Annotated in this window: 16 protein-coding genes; 12 read left to right on the top strand and 4 right to left on the bottom strand. The window is 62.3% G+C overall.

Annotation, left to right across the window (positions count from 1 at the left end; genetic code table 11):
• Positions 1-9: 9 nt before the first annotated feature.
• The gene (pdxH, locus tag ACTIFE_RS05955; RefSeq protein ID WP_439528245.1) at positions 10-648 is read right to left on the bottom strand and encodes a pyridoxamine 5'-phosphate oxidase; all 639 of its coding nucleotides are present in this window, start codon (positions 646-648) and stop codon (positions 10-12) included.
• A 78-nt stretch (positions 649-726) separates the two neighbouring features.
• Here pdxH and ACTIFE_RS05950 point away from each other — a divergent pair, with 78 nt between their 5' ends.
• Positions 727-1,218 (top strand): RT0821/Lpp0805 family surface protein, encoded by a 492-nt coding sequence (locus tag ACTIFE_RS05950; protein ID WP_439528244.1) that lies wholly within the window; start codon positions 727-729, stop codon positions 1,216-1,218.
• 139 nt (positions 1,219-1,357) lie between these two features.
• A complete protein-coding gene (locus tag ACTIFE_RS05945) occupies positions 1,358-2,338 on the top strand; it encodes a DnaJ C-terminal domain-containing protein (RefSeq protein ID WP_439528243.1) in 981 nt (326 codons plus the stop codon).
• 290 nt (positions 2,339-2,628) lie between these two features.
• On the opposite strand, the gene ACTIFE_RS05940 is transcribed toward ACTIFE_RS05945, so the two are convergent.
• Together ACTIFE_RS05940 and ACTIFE_RS05935 are read right to left on the bottom strand one after the other, a co-directional pair.
• Positions 2,629-3,375 carry a crotonase/enoyl-CoA hydratase family protein gene (locus ACTIFE_RS05940; RefSeq protein ID WP_439528242.1) on the bottom strand — a complete coding sequence of 249 codons (747 nt, stop codon included), beginning with the start codon at positions 3,373-3,375 and terminating at the stop codon, positions 2,629-2,631.
• Between the two features lie 20 nt (positions 3,376-3,395).
• Positions 3,396-5,174 (bottom strand): acyl-CoA dehydrogenase, encoded by a 1,779-nt coding sequence (locus ACTIFE_RS05935; protein WP_439528241.1) that lies wholly within the window; start codon positions 5,172-5,174, stop codon positions 3,396-3,398.
• 186 nt (positions 5,175-5,360) lie between these two features.
• On the opposite strand from ACTIFE_RS05935, the gene ACTIFE_RS05930 reads away from it, so the two are divergent.
• Positions 5,361-6,350 (top strand): L-threonylcarbamoyladenylate synthase, encoded by a 990-nt coding sequence (locus ACTIFE_RS05930; RefSeq protein ID WP_439528336.1) that lies wholly within the window; start codon positions 5,361-5,363, stop codon positions 6,348-6,350.
• Positions 6,351-6,371: 21 nt separating this feature from the next.
• Here ACTIFE_RS05930 and ACTIFE_RS05925 read toward each other — a convergent pair whose 3' ends face one another.
• Positions 6,372-7,151, bottom strand: a complete 780-nt coding sequence (locus ACTIFE_RS05925) for an ABC transporter substrate-binding protein (protein ID WP_439528240.1) — start codon at positions 7,149-7,151, stop codon at positions 6,372-6,374.
• Between the two features lie 625 nt (positions 7,152-7,776).
• Between ACTIFE_RS05925 and ACTIFE_RS05920 the strand changes: the two genes are divergently transcribed.
• The 9 genes from ACTIFE_RS05920 (at position 7,777) to ACTIFE_RS05880 (ending at position 15,854) form a co-directional block, all read left to right on the top strand.
• Complete coding sequence (locus tag ACTIFE_RS05920) at positions 7,777-8,706, top strand: histone deacetylase family protein (protein ID WP_439528239.1); 930 nt, start codon at positions 7,777-7,779, stop codon at positions 8,704-8,706.
• 151 nt (positions 8,707-8,857) lie between these two features.
• Complete coding sequence (locus ACTIFE_RS05915; protein WP_439528238.1) at positions 8,858-9,109, top strand: exodeoxyribonuclease VII small subunit; 252 nt, start codon at positions 8,858-8,860, stop codon at positions 9,107-9,109.
• Between the two features lie 73 nt (positions 9,110-9,182).
• Positions 9,183-10,316, top strand: coding sequence for a helix-turn-helix transcriptional regulator (locus ACTIFE_RS05910; protein ID WP_439528237.1), 1,134 nt, complete (start codon positions 9,183-9,185; stop codon positions 10,314-10,316).
• Between the two features lie 338 nt (positions 10,317-10,654).
• Positions 10,655-12,574: a 1-deoxy-D-xylulose-5-phosphate synthase gene (gene dxs, locus ACTIFE_RS05905; RefSeq protein ID WP_439528236.1), complete on the top strand. Its 1,920-nt coding sequence runs from the start codon at positions 10,655-10,657 to the stop codon at positions 12,572-12,574.
• Positions 12,575-12,757: 183 nt separating this feature from the next.
• Entirely contained in the window at positions 12,758-14,020 is a 1,263-nt protein-coding gene (locus tag ACTIFE_RS05900; protein WP_439528235.1) for an MFS transporter, read from the top strand.
• A 92-nt stretch (positions 14,021-14,112) separates the two neighbouring features.
• Positions 14,113-14,478 (top strand): hypothetical protein, encoded by a 366-nt coding sequence (locus ACTIFE_RS05895; RefSeq protein ID WP_439528234.1) that lies wholly within the window; start codon positions 14,113-14,115, stop codon positions 14,476-14,478.
• A 63-nt stretch (positions 14,479-14,541) separates the two neighbouring features.
• Positions 14,542-15,060: a copper chaperone PCu(A)C gene (locus ACTIFE_RS05890; protein WP_439528233.1), complete on the top strand. Its 519-nt coding sequence runs from the start codon at positions 14,542-14,544 to the stop codon at positions 15,058-15,060.
• 12 nt (positions 15,061-15,072) lie between these two features.
• Positions 15,073-15,696 (top strand): SCO family protein, encoded by a 624-nt coding sequence (locus ACTIFE_RS05885; protein ID WP_439528232.1) that lies wholly within the window; start codon positions 15,073-15,075, stop codon positions 15,694-15,696.
• Between the two features lie 20 nt (positions 15,697-15,716).
• Positions 15,717-15,854: a hypothetical protein gene (locus ACTIFE_RS05880; RefSeq protein WP_439528231.1), complete on the top strand. Its 138-nt coding sequence runs from the start codon at positions 15,717-15,719 to the stop codon at positions 15,852-15,854.
• The last annotated feature ends 2 nt before the right edge of the window (positions 15,855-15,856 follow it).

The following is a 15,856-nucleotide window of genomic DNA, read 5'->3' as shown; positions in this document are numbered from 1 at the left end:
GCCGGGTTGTCAGGGATAGAGGCGCGCCTTGTCCCAGGCGTCATCCCCGCTCGGGCGGGTAAAGCGGACCCGGTCATGCAGCCGGAACGGGCGATCGTGCCAGAACTCGATCTCCAGCGGCGTGATCCTGAGGCCGGTCCAGTGGTCGGGACGCGGAATGTCGCCAATGCCGAACTTGGCCGTGTAGCGCGCCACTTCCTTTTCCAGCGCAAATCGGCTTTCGAGCGGGCGTGACTGCTTCGACGCCCAGGCACCGATGCGACTGCCTCGGGCGCGCGACTGATAATACTCATCCGCCTCCGCATCGCTGACGAGGTCGACCAGTCCGCGCACCCGGACCTGCCGGCGCAGCGACTTCCAATGGAAGCACAGCGCGGCCTTGCGGGCCGACAGCAGTTCACGGCCCTTTGCACTTTCCAGGTTGGTATAGAAGACGAAGCCTCGTTCATCGAAGCCCTTCAGCAGCACCATCCGGACGTTCGGCAGCCCGTCCGGATCAACCGTGGCAAGAGCCACCGCGTTGGCGTCGTTGATCTCCTTGGGCTCGGCATCGGCAAGCCATTTGGCAAAAAGCTCAAATGGCTCCGCTACTTCCGTGAAATCACCGTTTGTTAAGTCTTTTGAGGAAGTGTCATCACTCTGGGTCATTGGCTCTGTCGGCTGGTCTGGGTGGGGTATCCGGTGGCCGTCGGGGCGGCGTGATCCGGGTGAGAAGGGCCCTAGGTGATGCGTAACCTTCCATATCCGGGATTGCTTTCCAAGCGTCTCGGGCTGCTTGCGACGTTTTTGTCGGTCAACATTGGTCTTGGAGCCTGCGCCCAGATTAGCGGGCCACTTGCGACCAGCGATGTGGTCGACATGAGTGATGTCACAGGCTCCATCAACAGTGCAGGCAGCGGGCTGGCCACGGACCCGTCCGGCACCGGTTCCCAGGCACCTTCGTCCGACATCGATGCGACAGACCGGCAGTTGATCGCCCTCGCCATTGCCAGCGCACCAGCGTCAGGCAACGCGATCAATGTCCCCTGGCTCAATCCGGCGAGCGGCAATTCGGGCACGATCATCGCGCTCACCCCGGAAGGACGGGACCTGCTTGGCTGTGTCGCCTTCCGCACCACCGCCAACACCATCCAGGGTGTCCGGGCCTATGACGGCAATGCCTGCCGCGATGCGCGCCAGCAAATGGCGGTGATCAATCTGGCGGAAGCCAAGACCTGACGCAGCGGGAATTGCACCAGTCCGGGACAAGCCTGATCTGGCACAACGGCTTCTCGCATCATATATTCCAGGCACGATAGTATGACCGGCAGACGCCTGCGCCGACCCCCGGCGCACCTGCCCCAACAGCGGACCACACATGCGCGATCCCTACTCCGTGCTTGGCGTACCCAAGTCGGCGACCGAACAGGACATCAAGCGAGCCTTCCGCAAGCTCGCAAAACAGTACCATCCGGATCAGAATGCCAACAATCCGGAGGCTCAGTCCCGGTTTTCCGAAATCAATCAGGCCTATGAGATCCTCGGCGACAAGGACAAACGGCCCAAGTTCGACCGCGGCGAAATCGATGCTGATGGCAAGCCGAAGTTCCAGGCGCACGGCTTCGAAGGCTTTTCAGACTTCGATCCGTTCCGCGAAGCCGGAAGCACACGCGGCTTCCGCGCCTCGGGCGGACCGACGGGCGGTGCGGCAGGCGGTGGCTTTGATGATATCCTGAATGACATCCTCGGTGGGTTCGGCGCCCGTCGCGGGCCCGGGGCCGCAGGGGCCGGCAGCGCGGGCACGGGGCGCTCGTCCATGCCACAGCCCGGCAAGACGGTCGACATCACGCTTGCAGTCACGCTCGAGGAATTGGCCCGCGACGGCAAGGCGCGCGTGACGCTGCCCTCCGGCAAGAGCGTCGACATGAGAACCCCGGCCGGCACCGAAGAAGGGGACAAGATCCGCCTGCGTGGCCAGGGCCACCCTGGCCTCAATGGCGGCCCAGCGGGTGACGTGGTGGTTGAAATCCGCCTGCGCCCCCACAAGCTGTTCGAGGTCAAGGCGTCGGATCTGCATCTCGATCTGCCACTGACCCTCTATGAAGCCGTGCTGGGGGCCAAGATCCGCACGCCGACGCTTGATGGCGCCGTCAATCTCACCATCCCGGCCGGCTCCAGCAGTGGCAAGGTCATGCGACTGAAGGGCAAGGGCCTTCCGACCAAGGCCGGCGGTCACGGCGATCTGTTGGTAAGGCTCGAGATCGTACTCCCGCCACACGGCGATGAGGAACTCGCCACCTTGATGAAGGCCTGGAAGGAAATCACGCCCTATCCGGCGCGCGGACCCGAATTCGACTGAGCACGAGGCTCCATACACAGTTCACCCTGTCGCGGCGTAGGCCGTGACAGGCTGAGCTTGATGACAAACCTCGACCTCACCGCCGTCATCCGGCCAAGCGCAGCGCCGAGCCGGGACCGGAGAGTCGAGGCTTCTATCTTTTGTTCCGTTAAACCCGGAGAGACCCTGGCTCGCCGGTCCCGGATCTCCGCTTCGCTCTCGTCCGGGATGACAATCGAGGGGTTGTCTGCAATCTGAGCCTGTCGCGGCGTAGGCCGTGCCAGGCTTTCCATTTTCGGATCAGACCGAATTCAGCCACGGCCCTTGGACATGAACGCTGTAAAGGCAGTGATCGCCTCCGCAGAGGACAGACGCGACGCAAAAAGCTTCGCCTCCTCGTCCATGCGCTGAAGCAGATCGGTCCGGTCGCCGCGCAGCAGATCCCGCGACAGGCGCATCGCCTCCACCGGCTTGGACGCGATGGCATGTGCTGTCGCAAGCGCGCGCGCCTCGAGGTCGTCCTCAGGCACCACGTGATTGACGAGACCGGCCGCATGCGCTGCTTCGGCGCTGAACCCTTCTCCAAGACACAACAGTTCAAAGGCACGCGGATGCCCCATCAGGCGCGGTGCCAGCAGGCTGGACCCCGCTTCCGGCACCAGTCCCAGATCCACGAACGGCGACTTGATCAGGCTGCGGGGACTGGCGAACACCATGTCGCAATGCAGAAGCAGCGTGGCACCCACGCCAATGGCCAGGCCGTCGACGGCGGCGACCAGCGGCTTCTGCGACCGCGCCAGAGCATCGAGAAACTGCAGCACCGGCATCTTGGCAAAGTCGCCCTTGCCCGCATGTTGCAGGAAGTCGGCAATGTCATTGCCGGACGTAAAGGCACCCGGACTGCCGCAGATCAGATGACACCGCACATCGCTGTCAGCGTCACCGGCCCTCAGTCCCTCGGCCAGCGCCGTGTACATGTCGCCGGTGATGGCGTTTTTCTTCTCGGGGCGGTCAAAGCGCAGGACATTGACGCCGCCGTCGCGGTGGATGCGGATCATCTCGGGGTCTCCTTGAGCGCTCAGGACGCCTGGGCCAGCGGGTCATAGGCAAGGATGCTGGCCGACGAACCGGTGACATCACGGGCAAGGCCAGTGACCTCGGTCAGCATCGTATCGGCAAAGAACTGGGCCAGCAGACGACGATGGGCGGTTGCCTTTGCATCAACGTCCTGATGCAGCGCACCCTTGGCGAGCAACGCGGCTCCAAGCGTCAGTCCGGCCAGGCGCAGATAGGGCGTTGCGCCGGCCTGCGCCTCGGCGATGCGACCATCCGCCAGTGCCTGCTGCATCCAGCCGGTCGCCTCGGTGAGGTCGGCAATCGCGGTCTCCAGTGGCTTGGCCAGGACTGCGACGCCGGCGTCCCCATGCGCCTTTGCATCGGACGCAATGGCCGACAGGTCTTCGAGGAAGCCCTTCACATGCGCGCCGCCGGACAGTGGCAGCTTGCGCTGCACCAGATCGATGGCCTGAATGCCATTGGTGCCTTCGTAGATCGGGGCAATGCGGGCATCGCGCAGGTGCTGTGCCGCGCCGGTCTCCTCGATGAAGCCCATGCCGCCGTGGATCTGCACGCCGAGCGAGGCGCTTTCAACGCCGAAGTCGGTCGACAGGGCCTTGGCAATGGGGGTCAGCAGCCCAGCGCGGTCGCTCCAGTAAGTCTTGTCCTCGGCGGTCGAGGCAAGGCGCGCGCGGTCAATCGCGTGGGCGCAGGCGTAGCAGATCGCCCGAGCTACCTGGGTGCGGGCCTGCATGCCGAGCAACATTCGCTTGACGTCCGGATGCAGGGCAATCGGGCTCATGCCATCGCCCGTGTCGCCGGGTGCCTTGCCTTGACGACGGTCCAGAGCATAGGACAGCGCCTTCTGGTAGGCCCGTTCAGAGACACCCAACCCCTGCACGCCCACTGCAAGCCGGGCGTTGTTCATCATCGTGAACATGCAAGCAAGGCCACGGTTTTCCTCGCCGATCAACCAGCCGGTTGCCCCGCCCTCATCGCCATAGATCATGGTGCAGGTCGGCGATCCGTGGATGCCCATCTTGTGTTCAACGCCGGCGCAGCGCACGTCATTGCGCGCGCCAAGGCTGCCATCCGGATTGACCAGGAACTTCGGCACCAGAAACAGCGAGATGCCGCGCGTTCCCGCCGGCGCATCCGGCAGGCGAGCCAGCACGAGATGGACGATATTGTCCGTCATCTCGTGCTCGCCATAGGTGATATAGATCTTCTGTCCGAAGATGCGGTAGGTGCCGTCAGGATTGCGCTCCGCACGTGCCTTCAGGGCATTGAGGTCGGAACCAGCCTGCGGTTCGGTGAGGTTCATCGTGCCGGTCCATTCGCCGGACACGAGCTTTTCGAGATAAGTGGCCTTCAGGTCCTCGCTGGCGTGCTTTTCCAGCGCTTCGATGGCGCCGACCGTCAGCGTCGGGCAAATAGCAAAGGCCATGGAACCCGAGTTCCACATTTCCAGGGTCGCGATATAGAGCATCAAGGGTAGGCCCTGTCCGCCATGGGCCGGATCGGCGGCAAGCCCGTTCCAGCCACCTTCGATCCACTTGTGATAAAGATCGGTCCAGGCCTGCGGGATCGTGACCTTGCCGTCCTTGAACGGTGTGCCGGTCTTGTCGGACATGGCGTTGAGCGGGGCGATCTCCTCGGCCGTGAAGCGCCCTGCCTCGGTCAGGATTGCCTCGACGAGATCGTCAGAGAGTTCGTCCATGCCAGGCAGTGCACGAAGCTCCTGCAGCCCGGCGACATGGTTCAGGGTGAAGGCAATTTCAGACAGAGGCGCGCGATACATCGGTTTCTCCCTCTTGCGCGAGCGCTTGCCGCTTGACGGCAGCGGGCCTAGCCCCCAAAACGCCGCGCAACGTTCTTGATTGCAGGTGAACGTACAGACGTTTACGTAAACGTCAATACCATTACCCATCGGCAGCCTTTGCTCCGGGCAGAGCCTGCCTTCGATGAGGCCGGGATGAGCACCACAATGCAACGCTGGTCCGTGGATTTGAAGTCCACCGCATGGATGACCTCCGGGGTGCTGCAGCCGGTTGCCGACGCACTGGTTGCCGGGGCATTGGTCGGGGTGCCGACCGAGACTGTCTATGGTCTGGCAGCCGATGCCACCAATGGGATTGCCTGTGCGGGCATCTATGCTGCGAAAGGTCGGCCGAGCTTCAACCCGCTGATCTCGCATGTCGAGAGCCTTGAGGCTGCCCGGCGCCACGGCATCTTCGACGCGCGCGCCCTGAGTTTGGCCAACGCTTTCTGGCCGGGCCCGCTGACGCTCGTGGTGCTACGCCAGGAAGGCTCCCCGATTGCGGATCTGGTGACAGCCGGACTGGAGACACTGGCGTTGCGGGTCCCCGACGCCCCCGTGATGCGCTGGCTGGCCGAGGCCAGCGGGCGGCCGCTGGCGGCACCGAGCGCCAATCTGTCCGGAAAGATCAGCCCCACCACGGCCGATGACGTCATCGGTGACCTTGCAGACAAGGTTGCGCATGTGATTGACGCGGGCCCCTGCCCGATCGGACTGGAGTCCACCATTGTCAGCCTGGCGGGTCCGCGCCCGACACTGCTTCGTCCCGGCGGCCTGCCACGAGCTGCAATTGAAGCCGTCCTTGGTGAAAAGCTGGTCGTTGCGGAAGCTGACGACGCCGCTCCGATGGCTCCGGGCATGATGACATCGCATTATGCCCCCGGCGCACGCGTGCGCCTTGACGCCAGAGACGTGCAGCCCGGCGAGGCCTTGCTTGCTTTCGGATCCGTGCCACCGGAGAACGCTGGCCATGCGGTTGAAGTGTTCAACTTGTCCGTCGCAGGAAACCTTGCAGAAGCCGCAGCCAATCTGTTCAAGGGCCTGCGGGTTCTCGACCGCTCGGGCGCAGCGACTATCGCGGTGCAGCCGGTCCCGGAAAAGGATCTGGGCGAAGCGATCAATGACCGCCTGCGCCGGGCCGCCGCGCCGCGCAGCTGATCCCGGCACAGGCCTTCGATATCAGTAGTTCAGGTAGGACGAGCCAAGAGTGTCGCGGTACTTGTCGACCCAGGCCTTGTTAATTTTGGCGATGGTGCCGTCCGCTTCTGCTTCCTTGAAGCAGCGGTCAAAGTCGGCCGCATGGGCCGGGTCGCGGAACTGCATGACGTAGGGCGACGGCTCGAACAGCGCATTGAACCGGACAGGCTGGTTCGGATCGAACGGCAGCGTTTCCCTGCTTTCCTGCAGCTGCCGGCTGTATTCGGCAAAGATCATGCCGTCCCCAACGGCCGCCGCCGCCCGCCCGCCAAACACGAGCTTGTTCTGGGTGATCTGGTCTGCCATTTCGCGATACTCGGAGAAGCCCTTGCTGGCGTCACCGAAGCCTGGAATGATTTCAGCAGCGCCCTTGAAGGCCACAACGCTGTTGCCGTTCAGGTCGACAAGGGTCTCGAACGGCTGCGGACGCGAGGCCAGGAACGCAACGCCATTCTGATAGGCGATATACTGGGACGTCGGTGTGCCGGGCAGCGGCAAGCCGGGAGGAATGGTTGTTACGGCGTCGCCGGCACCGTCCTTGAAGCTGGCCCAGTGGCGCGTGAACGGCTGGACTTCGAATTTCACCGTATGGCCACAGCGCTCCAGGGTCGTCTTGATGATTTCGGCTTCGCGGCCCGTGCCGTCCGCATTCATCATCGGCGGCAGGTCACCGGCGAGAATTTTGATCTCGGCTGCATTGGCCGTCAAACATGCGGCAGACACCAGAAAGAAGCTCACACTCACCCGCAACATATTCCGCATTGTATGCTCCTTGCGTCTGGCGATCCTGAGAAGACTTTGCAAGTGATCCGGATCGGACATCCTGTATGGCGGTGCGCCTCCTGTCCCAAACAAGCGAAAATCGCACCATCATGATCAACTGTATTCGAAAAAAATGAAGCATATCCTAAAGTTAAATTTGCAGCATCAACGTTATATTTTTATAAATATTTGAAAGAGCTACCAGTTTCCTAATTCTTACATGGATTTTTATAGAATTTTTATTGTGAGCCGCTTGTAAACTTACGTATACAAATCAAGTTACATCAAAAATTATGCCCTTGATATTATCTGCAGGGCCCGCTTATTCACAGTTTTGCCGGCGTACGTTACGGTAATCCGCTCGACGTTCCGCGACGGAATCACGTATTCAATAGTTAGACGGGTGATGCAGCGGACCTCCCCTCGAGCATAGCGATGCTCGCACCTTCCAGAGGACTTGGCCTTGCGGCCAGGTCCTTTTTTCTTTGCCTTTTTCCAGGCGCATGCTTGCGGAAGACCCGCTCTCACCATTCGCCAATGTTTGACCTGACGCATTGACAGGCCTTGCGTCATGACGCTCACTGGCAGCTCTCGCCTCTCCTTTTCGAGCCGCCCCGGAGCCGTCTTGTCCACCCTGTATATTTCCCATCCGTGCTTCCTTGACCATCTGACACCGATTGGCCATCCGGAACGGCCTGATCGGTTGCGGGCAATTGACCGGGTCCTGGAACACGAGCGCTTTCAGTCGCTGGAACGTGACACAGCGCCGATGGGCGCAATCGAGGACATCGCACGCGCTCATCCCGGTGCTTATATCGACAGGCTCTACAAGGCGGCGCCGCAGGAAGGCCTGGTGCGGATCGATGCAGACACGACCATGTCACCGGGCAGTTGGGAAGCCGCATTGCGCGGCGTGGGCGGAGCCTGCCGGGCCGTCGACGAAGTCCTGGCCCGAAAGGTCGGCAACGCCTTCGTCGCCTCGCGCCCGCCTGGCCATCATGCCGAGCATGATCGGGCCATGGGGTTCTGCCTCTTCAACAATGTTGCAATCGCCGCCCGCTACGCGCAGGCACGCTATGGCCTTGGCCGGGTCGCCATCGTTGACTTCGACGTGCATCACGGCAATGGCACCCAGGATATTTTCTGGGCCGATCCGTCGGTGATGTATGTCTCCACCCATCAGATGCCGCTTTATCCCGGTAGCGGCGCGGCAGATGAGCGGGGCGACGCCGATACGATTGTCAATGTGCCGCTGGCCGCCGGCGACGACGGAGCCATCTTTCGCGAAGCCGTGGAAACTGCCGTGCTGCCGCGGCTGGAGCATTTCGCCCCGGAGCTGATCCTGATCTCGGCGGGCTTCGACGCCCATGCCCGCGATCCGCTCGGCGGACTTGCTCTGCTGGAAGCTGATTTCGGTTGGATCACCCGGCAGTTGATGGATGTCGCCGATCGCCACAGCAACGGGCATGTCGTGTCCATTCTTGAGGGCGGCTACGATCTTGAGGGACTTGCTCGCTCGACGGCGGCCCATGTCATGACCCTGATGACAGGCTAGGGCGCACCAGACGACCCGCGCCAGAATAACTGGAATAAATGGTGAGCCTCATCTGCGATGCGGTACCGGGTCTTGACCTTTGGCACGGTTGCAGCGAGGGTTGCGGCCCGCCAGCCGAGGCTGTTCCATCGTTGTTTCCGTGAGCCACGCCATGACCCAGATGCCTGCCGATCTCGCCGCCCTCTCCTTCGAAGAGGCTCTGCGTCAGCTTGAGCAGATCGTCCAGGCGCTGGAACAGGGCAACGTCCCGCTGGAGAAGAGCATCGAGATGTATGAGCGAGGCGCCCAGTTGCGCGCCCATTGCGATCGGCTGCTGAAACAGGCCGAAGAAAAGGTGGAAAAAATCCAGCTCGGCGCCGATGGCCGGGCACAGGGCACCACCCCCCTTGATCCGGAAAGCTGATCAGGCAAGACTCTGGCCGACAAGGGCTGCATGGCCCGCATGAGGCAGTGACGACCGGGAGTTCTATCCCGACATGACGCAACCCGAAGATGCCCCCCCTGATGCGCTGATCGACAGCCTCTACGCTGCGGTAAATGCTCCAGCTACGTGGCCGGATGCTGCTGCACGGATCGGGGAGGAACTTGGCGGGACTGCATTTCTTTTCGAGTTTTCCGCCAGTGGACGGCACACAGGTCGCTATTGTTCGCCCGAACAAGCCCTTGTGCCCCTGCAGTTGCTGGTTGCCCTCAAGACGGGCAGCGGCCGCTCAATGCTTGGCTTCATGCTCAACGAAGCCGAACTGCAGACGCCCTACTGCAAGCAGGCACTGACCTCCCAGATCGACGACCTGCTCTGGGCCGGCCCGCACAATGACCTGGTGCAGACGCATGGGCTTCTGGCCGCTGTCCGGGAAAGTGGCGACGGGCGGGATATCTTCATGCTGCTGTCGACGCCTGGCAGCCCCGGTCTTGCAGCGGCGAATATTCCGTTCACCCGTCGCCTGTTGCGGGCACTTGGGCAGGCCCTGGAGCTGTCCGGGCAACGCCGCAGCCACATGCTCGACCTGCAGCGCCAGCGGATGCTGACGCGCCACGATGGCGGCAACGCCATTCTGATTGATGAGATGCGCCGCGTTGTCGCAACAACCCCTGGCGGCATCGAGGCGCTTGCTGCCGCCGACCTGTTTGACACCCGCAGCGGCCGGCTGCAGATCGTGCCCAAGGATGTTGACGAACTCCTGGACGAATTGCTCGAGGACGTACGGCAGCATGACCGATCCGGGGCGCCGCCTGCCATCCAGATCCGCGACAGCCTGCACAGCCGAACTGACGGCACACTATGCCGATTTGTGCTGCGCACGGTATGGCCCGTGCCCGGCCTCGACCTGGAACCCTCGGACGGACATGTGCTCGTCATCCTTCGCGAGGCACCGGCAATTTCGCGTGAAGCCCGTGACGCACTCCAGTCCGTCTTCGGTCTGTCGAAAAGCGAGGCCCGGCTTGCCTACTACCTCGCCATGACCGGGTCACTGTCCGAAACGCTGGAAACGCTTTGTATTACGCGGAACACAGGCAAGACGCATCTGCGCCGCATTTTTGAAAAGACCGGGGCAGGATCACAGGCCGAGCTGTATCAGCTGATGTTCCGTATCTCAGCACTTTATTGAAACGACCAAGAAAACCGGCCGAAAGACGTCTGCATTTTCGCGTAAGGAATACTGCATATTAATATGTGCAGACTTAAAAAAACGGGGCCGCGCATAACACGGCCCCAGTTATCACTGTGCACGTGGCCCCATCGACCACGCAAAAGCATTATGACATTTTTTACCCAGCCGCATCACCCAAGCGGGTGACAAAATAAACTGGCTTCGCTTTTGTTCAATCACAGCGCGAGTTGTATCGCCGATCCACCCTATATCACCGGCGTCGCAGGGTTTGCGCCCCTTGCGCCCTTCGTGTAAGCGTCGGTGCTTGTCTGCGCCCATTTGGAGTGGTTGAGAGCGTGTCCGTCAAGCCGCATACCCCCCTGCTCGATCTGCTGACTGATATTTCGGTGCTGCGGTCGATCCCCGAAGCTGACCTGCCCCAACTGGCTCAGGAACTGCGCGCAGAAACCATCGATGCCGTGTCCCAGACCGGCGGCCACCTTGGTGCCGGCCTCGGCGTCGTTGAACTGACCGTCGCGATCCACCACGTCTTCAACACGCCGGACGACCGGCTGATCTGGGATGTCGGCCACCAGTGCTACCCGCACAAGATCCTGACCGGGCGCCGTGACCGCATCCGCACCCTCAGACAGCCGAACGGGCTGTCCGGGTTTACAAAGCGCAGTGAAAGTGAATTTGACCCGTTCGGGGCGGCTCACTCGTCGACCTCGATCTCCGCCGGGCTCGGCATGGCGGTGGCCCGGGACCTGGACGGGCGCAAGAACAACGTCATTGCGGTGATCGGCGATGGTGCGATGTCCGCTGGCATGGCCTATGAGGCAATGAACAACGCCGGCTCGATGAACTCGCGCCTGATCGTCATCCTCAACGACAACGACATGTCCATTGCGCCGCCGGTCGGAGCGATGTCGGCCTATCTCGCCAAGCTCGTTTCGGGCCGCACCTACAAGTCGTTGCGCGATGCCGCCAAGCACATTGCCAAGGCTCTGCCGCGCCCCTTGCAGGAAAAGGCTGCTCGCGCCGAGGAATATGCCCGGGGCTTCTGGACCGGCGGCACGCTGTTCGAGGAACTCGGGTTCTACTATGTCGGCCCCGTGGACGGCCACAATCTGGAGCACCTGCTGCCTGTGCTCAAGAATGTGCGCGACACGCATCAGGGCCCGGTGCTGATCCACGTGGTCACCCAGAAGGGCAAGGGCTATGCTCCGGCGGAAGGCGCCAAGGACAAGTATCATGGCGTTGCCAAGTTCGACGTCATCACCGGCAAGCAGGCCAAGCCGAAAGCCAACGCCCCAAGCTACACTTCGGTTTTCGCACAATCGCTGATCCAGGAAGCAGAGCACGACGACAAGATCGTTGCCGTGACCGCCGCCATGCCGGACGGCACGGGTCTGGACCTGATGCAGCAGGTCATGCCGGCACGCGTGTTCGATGTCGGCATCGCCGAGCAGCATGCCGTCACCTTCGCTGCTGGCCTCGCCAGCGAAGGCTACAAGCCATTCTGTGCGATCTACTCCACCTTCCTGCAGCGCGGCTATGACCAGCTGGTCCATGACGTCGCGATCCAGGGGCTGCCGGTCCGTTTCCCGATCGACCGCGCCGGACTTGTCGGTGCGGACGGCCCGACCCATGCGGGCTCCTTCGACACGGCCTTCCTGGCCTGTCTTCCCGGCTTTGTGGTAATGGCGGCGTCGGACGAGGCGGAACTGCGCCACATGGTGGCAACGGCCGCCGCTTACGATGAAGGCCCGATCTCGTTCCGCTATCCGCGCGGCGAAGGCGTCGGCATCGATTTGCCGGAACGTGGCAGCGTTCTGGAGATCGGCAAGGGCGTCATCCGCAAGGAAGGCACCAAGGTAGCACTCCTGTCCTTCGGCACGCGCCTGGCTGAATGCCTGAAAGCAGCGGACGAGCTCGATGCTGCGGGCCTTTCCACGACGGTGGCAGATGCCCGCTTCGCCAAGCCGCTCGACATGGACTTGATCGCCCTACTGGCCCGTGAACACGAAGTTCTGGTCATGGTCGAGGAGGGGGCGATCGGCGGCTTCGGCAGCCATGTCCTGACGGCCCTGGCCGATCTGGGGGCACTTGACCGGGGCCTGAAGGTCCGCTGCATGCGCCTGCCGGACCGCTACCAGGACCAGGACAAGCCTGAGCAGATGTACAAGGACGCCAGCCTGACAGCGGAGGGCATCCTCATCGCCGTGTTTGAGGCGCTTGGCCGGGATGTGGGCGGATCTGTCCGCAGCGCTTGAACCAGGTGAAATCTCCTGGCTGCATCGGCCGCCCCTGACCCGCCTCAAGGCATGATCGACCTGACGGTCTCGCCAGGACACGTCCCGCCGCGGCGAGTGTGACAGGCGGCTGACACTCAGCCATAGTGCTGCCCTGATATGTCTGCTGCCTTACGGCAGTTCGAAGCCCCTGGATCCGCTTTCATGTTCAAGGCCCTCGCCTCGATCTCGGCCCTTCTCGCCTCGGTGGCACTCCTGATCGTCGGACACGGCTTGCAAGGGACCTTGCTGCCGCTGGCGGCACAGCAGGCAGCCTTCTCCGATCTTGCCATCGGGCTTGTTTCATCCGCCTATTTTGTTGGCATGGTGGCAGGCTGCCTCGCTGGACCTTTCGTGATCCGGCGAGGGGGGCATGTGCGGGCCTTTGCGGCGCTCGTGTCGCTGATGTCGGCGGCAGCGCTGCTGCATCCCGTATTTGTCGATCCGCTGTCCTGGTTCCTCATCCGCGTCATATCCGGCTTCTGCCTGGCCGGATTCTACATGATCGTTGAAAGCTGGCTCAATGAAGCGGCGGACAACCGCAATCGCGGCATGATCATGTCGTTTTATATCGTTGTGCTGTACACGGCGATGATGGTCGGGCAGATCTCGGTGTCCTTCATCGGTATTGATAGCTTCATCCCGTTCATCGTCGCTTCGGTAATGGTCAGTCTGGCAGTCATCCCGCTGTCCCTGACCACCTCGACACAACCTGCGCCCATCACGATTGTCCGCTTCCGCCCTGTCAAACTATATCAGACTTCGCCTGCGGCTTTTGTCGGTTGCCTTCTGATGGGCCTTGCCAGCAGCGCCGTCTGGACCCTGTCGCCGATCTATGGCACCCAGATCGGCATGACCACGACGGAGGCCGCCTACTACGCTGCGGCCTTCATCGGCGGCGGCGTTCTCGGCCAATGGCCATTCGGGCGCCTGTCCGATCGGATGGATCGTCGGCATGTGTTACTTGGACTTGCCTTTGCAACACTCGCGATCGCAACCGCCATCGCCTTGATCGAACCGCGTACGCCATGGATCGCGACCCTTTATGTCGTGGCAGTCGGTGCGGTGCTTCAGCCGGCCTATTCCATCGCGGTGGCGCATGCGTTCGATCATGCGACCCCGACCGACTATGTCGAGACGTCCTCTGGCCTGCTCTTGTCCTATGGTATCGGCTCGATCATTGGTCCGACCGGGGCGTCATTTGCAATGCAGACCATCGGACCATCGGGGCTGTATCTCGTGGTCGCCGGCGTCCAGCTTCTGACCATCGGATTCATCATCACACGTCTTGCGGCCCGTGCGACTCCGGCCCCAGAGGATAAGCGCGACTTCGGACCGGAAGCCACCTCGCCGATCGGCGCCGTGATTTCGCCGGAACCCGTGACCGAGGACGAACTCGCAGGGCAAGCCGTGTCCGGCCCTGCTTGACCCGTCACCGCTGCGGCAAGATTTCACTCGCATGGCTTGTCATGCTCAACCATAGTGCGCCTATGCTTCGCTCCGGGTCCCCTCTCCGCCAATTGCGCCGCGAACGGCTGCCGTTCGTGGTGTTGGGCGTTGTCGCGCTGGTTGCCCGGTTGCTGCTGCTGTCACTTGGCCTGACAGGAAGCGTCGTCGCCCCGTCCGCTGCAGCCGACTGGCCGGTCGCATTCCTTTGCACATCTGAAGCGGGCAGTGGCGAGCCGGTCCGGGGGCATGATCCGATCCATTGCGCCTGTGGCCCGGCGTGTCTGCATCTGGGCTCCTCGGGCGCCTTGCCTCCAATCGTTGCCGGTCCGGCACTGGACAGGGCAGCCGGTCAGACACATCGCCCTGCCCCAGGCCTCACGGTCCCGCCCTCGCGCATCATCAACGCCCGCCAGATCCGGGGGCCGCCGTTTGCCTGAAACACGATGAACCAAACTGACGCCCCGATGGGCCCCTTTGAAATCTGTTTCAGGACTGTATTCATGACCTTGCTCAAAACTCTCCTCTCTGCAGCGTTCGTTTGCACGGCACTGGCCAGCAGCGCTGCGGCCGCCGAAGTCACCATCGGCGACCTCACTGTCGGCAACGCCTGGACCCGCGCAACCCCGCCCAATGCCATGGCCGGTGGTGGCTTTCTGGTCATCACCAACAAGGGCAGCGCAGACGACAAGCTGATCGCGGCCAGCGCGCCCGTCACGGAGCGCACTGAACTGCATGAAATGGCCGTTATCGACGGCGTGATGAAGATGCGCCAGATGGAAGGCGGCATTCCGGTTCCCGCCGGTGAGACGGTCGAACTGAAGCCGGGCGGCCTGCATGTGATGTTCATGGGCATCAAGCAGCCGCTGAAGGAAGGCGAGACACTGCCTGTAACCCTGACCTTCGAGAAGGCCGGAACAGTGACCGTGGACATGCCGATTGCCAAGATCGGCGCCAAGGAAATGAACCATGACATGCACGGCGGCCATGGTGGCCATGGCATGAAGAAGCCCTCCAACTAAGGCGAAACCAACATGTCAGCGCTCAAGATCGTGCGCTACGGGGCCTGGGCGGCAGTTGCCGCCCTTGCACTCGGCGCAGGCTATGTCAGCTACACCCAGATGGCGGGCGGTCCTGCCCCCTCTTCCCTGATCGAGCCGGTTGCCTCGATTGGCGGGCCTTTCACGCTGGTCAACGGCAACAATGAACCGGTGTCGGATGCGACCCTGAAGGGCAAACCGACCGTGATGTTCTTCGGCTTCACCTTCTGCCCGGACGTCTGCCCGACCACTCTGTCCGACCTGCAGGGCTGGATCGAGCAACTGGGGCCGGATGCCGACAAGCTGAACTATGCCTTTGTCACCGTTGACCCGGAACGGGACACGCCGCAGGTGATGAAGGACTATGTTGCTGCCTTCGATCCACGGGTTCAGGCCCTGTCCGGGACACGGGAGCAGATCGATGCTATGATCAAGGCTTACCGGGTTTATGCCAAGAAGGTGCCGCTGGATGCGGGCGGCTACACGATGGACCACACGGCGGCCATCTATCTGATGGACAAGAACAATCGCTTTGTCGGCACCATCGCCTACGAGGAAAATCCGGAAACGGCCCTGGCCAAGCTGCGGCGGATGATCTCCGAAGCGGCCGCCAGCTGACAGGCGGTCGGGAGCATCGGATGCAGTCGCGATACTGGATGGCAGGCGCTGGTGTTGGCGGCGGGACCCTGGTCCTGGCGGCCAGCCTCGCCTGGCTGAAGTTCGGCGAGGCCATCTACTTTGACCGGCTGATGTCGGGACTTGCCGGCTGTTTTTGATC

Origin of the sequence: Pannonibacter sp., assembly GCF_051860505.1 — a bacterium.
Taxonomy (GTDB): domain Bacteria; phylum Pseudomonadota; class Alphaproteobacteria; order Rhizobiales; family Stappiaceae; genus Pannonibacter.
Note: the sequence above shows the minus strand (reverse complement) of the source record. Positions and strands in the feature narration are given on the sequence as shown.

Bases quoted from the DNA above. Each gene is read 5' to 3' on its own strand.
- ACTIFE_RS05950 (WP_439528244.1), top strand. From the start codon at position 727: ATGCGTAACCTTCCATATCCGGGATTGCTTTCCAAGCGTCTCGGGCTG.
- ACTIFE_RS05935 (WP_439528241.1), bottom strand. From the start codon at position 5,174: ATGTATCGCGCGCCTCTGTCTGAAATTGCCTTCACCCTGAACCATGTC.
- ACTIFE_RS05900 (WP_439528235.1), top strand. From the start codon at position 12,758: ATGTTCAAGGCCCTCGCCTCGATCTCGGCCCTTCTCGCCTCGGTGGCA.
- ACTIFE_RS05925 (WP_439528240.1), bottom strand. From the start codon at position 7,151: ATGCGGAATATGTTGCGGGTGAGTGTGAGCTTCTTTCTGGTGTCTGCC.
- ACTIFE_RS05910 (WP_439528237.1), top strand. From the start codon at position 9,183: ATGACGCAACCCGAAGATGCCCCCCCTGATGCGCTGATCGACAGCCTC.
- ACTIFE_RS05885 (WP_439528232.1), top strand. From the start codon at position 15,073: ATGTCAGCGCTCAAGATCGTGCGCTACGGGGCCTGGGCGGCAGTTGCC.
- ACTIFE_RS05915 (WP_439528238.1), top strand. From the start codon at position 8,858: ATGACCCAGATGCCTGCCGATCTCGCCGCCCTCTCCTTCGAAGAGGCT.
- ACTIFE_RS05880 (WP_439528231.1), top strand. From the start codon at position 15,717: ATGCAGTCGCGATACTGGATGGCAGGCGCTGGTGTTGGCGGCGGGACC.
- pdxH (WP_439528245.1), bottom strand. From the start codon at position 648: ATGACCCAGAGTGATGACACTTCCTCAAAAGACTTAACAAACGGTGAT.
- ACTIFE_RS05945 (WP_439528243.1), top strand. From the start codon at position 1,358: ATGCGCGATCCCTACTCCGTGCTTGGCGTACCCAAGTCGGCGACCGAA.
- ACTIFE_RS05890 (WP_439528233.1), top strand. From the start codon at position 14,542: ATGACCTTGCTCAAAACTCTCCTCTCTGCAGCGTTCGTTTGCACGGCA.
- ACTIFE_RS05940 (WP_439528242.1), bottom strand. From the start codon at position 3,375: ATGATCCGCATCCACCGCGACGGCGGCGTCAATGTCCTGCGCTTTGAC.
- ACTIFE_RS05930 (WP_439528336.1), top strand. From the start codon at position 5,361: ATGCAACGCTGGTCCGTGGATTTGAAGTCCACCGCATGGATGACCTCC.